This is a genomic window from Elizabethkingia argenteiflava (assembly GCF_009904105.1).
Taxonomy (GTDB): domain Bacteria; phylum Bacteroidota; class Bacteroidia; order Flavobacteriales; family Weeksellaceae; genus Elizabethkingia; species Elizabethkingia argenteiflava.
Genome location: NZ_JAAABJ010000510.1, coordinates 1 through 508 on the forward strand (window position 1 = coordinate 1; position 508 = coordinate 508).

Here is a 508-nt window from a genome sequence, read left to right on the forward strand (position 1 = left end):
ATTAACGTGGATTATCTTCAGCATAAGTTCTCTGATTAGTTTTGGTGTAAACTCCCCCATAAATAGTACGACTATAATTTAGACAAAAAGTTTAAATTTAGGATTATATATTATGAAAAATAAACAATTCATTGCGAATCAGATTTCCAGTATTTTGAAGGAATTCGATAATGGTAGAATTATAGAAGAGCTTGTACGCAGCTATGGCATTAGCAGAGAAACACTGTATATCTGGCGAAAACAGTACGGAGGTATGGTAGCGTGTGAAATGAAGAAAGTGAAAGAACTAGAAGCAGAAAACAGACGCTTAAAGCGTATGTATGCTAATTTAGCCATGGAATTGGATGTAGCCAAGTATATTTTAGAAAAAAAGCTCTAAAGCCTTACCACAAGATGGATATGGTTGATAAGCTTCGTATAGAATATCATCAATACGTGAGCAAGGCATGTAGTATTCTTAAAATGAGTCGTATTACGCTTCATTATAAATCCATAAAAGACGACAATA

General features: G+C 33.5%; 1 protein-coding gene. It reads left to right on the plus strand.

The genetic code is table 11. The annotated features are described in order from the left end of the window. The first annotated feature begins 112 nt into the window (after nt 1-112). On the plus strand, nt 113-379 hold the full coding sequence (locus GNY06_RS07425) for a transposase (RefSeq protein WP_166519486.1): 267 nt from the start codon (nt 113-115) through the stop codon (nt 377-379). Nucleotides 380-508 lie beyond the last annotated feature (129 nt).